This window comes from Sharpea azabuensis DSM 18934 (genome assembly GCF_000702165.1).
In the GTDB taxonomy this organism is placed as follows: Bacteria; Bacillota_I; Bacilli_A; order Erysipelotrichales; family Coprobacillaceae; genus Sharpea; species Sharpea azabuensis.
Genome location: NZ_KL370869.1, coordinates 3,091 through 6,811 on the forward strand (window position 1 = coordinate 3,091; position 3,721 = coordinate 6,811).

The 3,721-nt window shown below is 33.1% G+C and carries 3 protein-coding genes; 1 reads left to right on the forward strand and 2 read right to left on the reverse strand.

Features of this window, described 5'->3' with window-relative positions:
• Positions 1-376 precede the first annotated feature (376 nt).
• On the reverse strand, positions 377-838 hold the full coding sequence (locus tag T529_RS0112225) for an LURP-one-related family protein (protein WP_033163881.1): 462 nt from the start codon (positions 836-838) through the stop codon (positions 377-379).
• 88 nt (positions 839-926) lie between these two features.
• On the opposite strand from T529_RS0112225, the gene dusB reads away from it, so the two are divergent.
• Complete coding sequence (gene dusB, locus T529_RS0112230) at positions 927-1,916, forward strand: tRNA dihydrouridine synthase DusB (protein ID WP_033163882.1); 990 nt, start codon at positions 927-929, stop codon at positions 1,914-1,916.
• Positions 1,917-2,609: 693 nt separating this feature from the next.
• Here the strand turns inward: dusB and T529_RS0112235 are convergent.
• Complete coding sequence (locus T529_RS0112235; protein ID WP_074732887.1) at positions 2,610-3,455, reverse strand: AAA family ATPase; 846 nt, start codon at positions 3,453-3,455, stop codon at positions 2,610-2,612.
• Between the last annotated feature and the right edge of the window lie 266 nt (positions 3,456-3,721).

The following is a 3,721-nucleotide window of genomic DNA, read 5'->3' on the forward strand; positions in this document are numbered from 1 at the left end:
GCATTGAACATCATGCGCAAAAGTAGCGTTGTGGATGTCAGCATCCTATACGGTAGAGGCGAAGTGGACACGCCTGTAAGAATAAGGATTGCCTGAAAAGGTGGAAACTTAAATATCAAACTTCTTAAATAGAACCGTCAGGTTCTTAGAAGCCACCTACCTTTAGGTGGGTGGTAGTTCACTATTATACATAGATTCATTTAATGGACTGATGAGAATTTCTACAGATATTGTATTATGAGGGAAGGGAAGGAATTGTTTATATCTTTTAATGTAGAATCAGTCTATTGAATTGTTATGTCATCTCCTTTCTTGTTTATATCATACAAAGTAATTATCAAAGAATTGCCTTTGAAAAATCAAAGATTATGTGATATTAGAAAAGAGCTTTATGGGCTTCTAGTGCTATGACAAAGGTTAGAATATCAATCGTGTATTCATCTTTTAAGATATCTATTTCTACTTTATCCATACCTTGTGAGATATGCTTAATGGTTGCCATTGTTGTGGCTTGCTGGGCAATCTCATAGCTCTTTGTCATATAATCTCCCCGGACATAATAACCTTTAAATTGAAAATCTAATTGTGGTGCTTTTAATGAGAAAATGCGTTTAATACAACCAAGTTTATGATCATTCTCATCTTTAATTGTGAAGGATGGAAAGTATGTTGATATTTTATCATCAAGTATTCTAAGTGTTTGATGTTCTTTAGAGATTTTTATGATACGTCCCCAATTCAACTTTGTATCTACTTGAAATAGAATATTGGCATGTTCATCTGTGATGGAGAAGGAATCGGGGAATGAGATAGGATGATCGATATAATAGTATTTCATGGTAACTCCTTTTTACCATGATTATATCATGAAACATACTACTTGCATCACATTGAGAGAACTGTTAAATTAACTTTTGGTGATCAATATGTGGAAAATAGGAAATGTAGAAATAAAGAATCAAGTTGTCATGGCACCCATGGCTGGTATTACAAACATAGCTTTTAGAAAACTTATTAAGTCTTTTGGAGCTGGTTTGGTAGTATCAGAGATGATTAGTGACAAGGCAATTTGTTATAGAAATGAGAAGACTTTGGATATGCTTGCGATAGACGAAGATGAACATCCCATGAGTTTACAGCTCTTTGGTGGTGAAGTCGCATCAATGGTAGAAGCAGCTAAGTACTTAGAAGAACATACAAATGCGGATATCATTGATCTCAATTCAGGATGTCCTGTTAATAAAGTGATTAAAGCAAAAGCAGGAAGTGACTGGCTCAGAGATCCTGAACGTGCTTATGAAATAGTTCATGCGATTGTTGAAGCAGTGCATTTACCGGTGACAATTAAAATGCGTATTGGCTTTGATTCAAAGCATATTAATGTTGTTGAATATGCAAAGCTGATGGAAAAAGCAGGTGTTAGTGCAATTGCCGTTCATGGTCGTACAAGAAGCCAGTTCTATGAAGGACATGCTGACTGGAGTTATATTAAACAGGTCAAGGACGCTGTTTCTATTCCTGTCATTGGTAATGGTGATATTACTTCACCATTAGACGCAAAACGTATGCTTGAGGAAACAGGTTGTGATGCCATTATGATAGGTAGAGCAGCAATGGGTAACCCTTGGATTATCAAGCGTACAGTGGACTATCTAGAAAAAGGTGTTCTTGATGAAGAACCAACCTTCAACCAAAAGATTGACATGTGCTTAACACATGCCAAAGAACTCTGTAAGCTTGAAGGAGAAGTGAATGGAATACGTATGATGCGTGGACAGGCTCCTTGGTATATTAAAGGTGAACATGGTGCTGCCAAAGTGAAGAACCAGCTTACGAAAATCAATACTTATGAGGAACTAGAAGCTATTCTTAAATCATTCCAAAAAGAAATAGAAGTCTACAACAATAATAGATAACATGTAAAAAGGACAAGAGCTGCAACTCTTGTCCCTTTTCACTACATATACAATTCAAGGCATTAAACCTACTTACAAACGATACAATGCCAATTTCCACATAAATTTCTATTTTTTGTGAGAAAAATGCCATTTTCATGACTATACATATATAGAGGTACTTTCCTTCGCCTCCAATCGGCGGCGTGAAAGGGGGTGCCTTGGTGTGAACCTTCTATGGATACTAAAAAGTGTTCTTGAAGTTGTCATCAAATTGGCAGTGGAAAAGGCGCTATTGGTTTGCGTAAAGCAAGTCAAAAAGGCTATAGAACAAGCCCGAGATAAGTCTCGTTAAAAACTAGAAAGGACAAGAGTCGCCACTCTTGTCCTTTCAATTTGCCTTGGTGTGTGCATCAATAATGTAAACTATTTCTTTGATGATGTCAATGAAATAGGGAAAGCTTTTGATACTAATCTTTCTTTAAATGAGTTTAAGTGCAGCATGAGTTAAAGCTGTCAAAACAGGACAAAAAAGTATAAAAATTGATTGATTTTATTGTGGATGACAGGAATTTATTTTTTCCTATTCTGCAAAAGAAAAATATGTAAATATGCCATAATGTTCGTTTCAGGTGAGTGATACCTAATATGAACTGGAGCAGAAAATAATAATGTAGAATGTTAAATAGTTATTTGAATCAGCTGTTTAGCATGTTAAATATCATTTCTAAACTTTTCTATATATTCATGCAGCATCAAATGCTGAAGTGATGAATCTATTATACCGGTACATTGTGGTAATGCTTTCCTTGTACAAATGAAGGATTGAAAGAATTTCTCGTTGATAAATTCTAAATTAGAATGTAAAGTTGATGAGTTCCAATATAAATCAAAATCATCAGCTACTAAAATTGAGTATTGATTAATATCATTTTTTAACAAATCAAATAATACCTGTTTTCTTTCACTAGAAGAAAAATGATGCCTTTGACTTTTAAATTCGTAGCTTATATCTATAAGTTTATCCCATTTATATTTAGCGTTTAAGTAAATATTCATATCAGAAGCCATATCACCAAGGTACTGATTAGATTTTTCTTCAAACTCATTAATTTGATCTAAATTAAGATCTTTAATATAGTTTATTAGATGTAATTTAAGATTTTGTAATTCTATTTCTTTATCTGTAAATGTTCTTTCGTTTGTAAAGTATTTGATGTTTATTTTTTGAAATTCTAGTAATTCATTTGCTGTTAGATTGTTATAATCTGTCTTATACTTGATAGAATGAATTTTATTAAAGGTCTTTCGAATTGTTTTTATTTTGTCAAATTCAATTCCTATTTCAATATAAGAACTATCAGATAAAATATCATCGTTTGTAAGTGTTGAATAATCACCTAACTCATCAAAGAAAAAACAAAGACATTTCAAAAAGGAAGACTTACCTGAATTGGTCTTACCATATAAATAATTATTTTGTGTAAGTTCGACTCTATAAACAGAATCGAAACAACAAACACCAAATACCTCAATGTACTTAATTAGAATAAGAATCACCTTCAATCATAAAAAAAGAACAAACTATGAAATATTCAACTTACCAATAAATAACAGACGACTAAAACTCTTCGACAGGAGCCTTCACTCTTCTGAAGGTATAACCTTACCAATAAATAACAGACGACTAAAACCAAGAGTGTCAAGAGGACCGTCGCGGACATGTATAACCTTACCAATAAATAACAGACGACTAAAACACTAAATAACGATTATACGATACTTTCCAAGTATAACCTTACCAATAAATAACAGACGACTAAAAC

What these genes read in the sequence shown, in the direction of transcription:
- dusB (WP_033163882.1), top strand. Translation starts at nt 927, where the DNA reads ATGTGGAAAATAGGAAATGTAGAAATAAAGAATCAAGTTGTCATGGCA.
- T529_RS0112225 (WP_033163881.1), bottom strand. Translation starts at nt 838, where the DNA reads ATGAAATACTATTATATCGATCATCCTATCTCATTCCCCGATTCCTTC.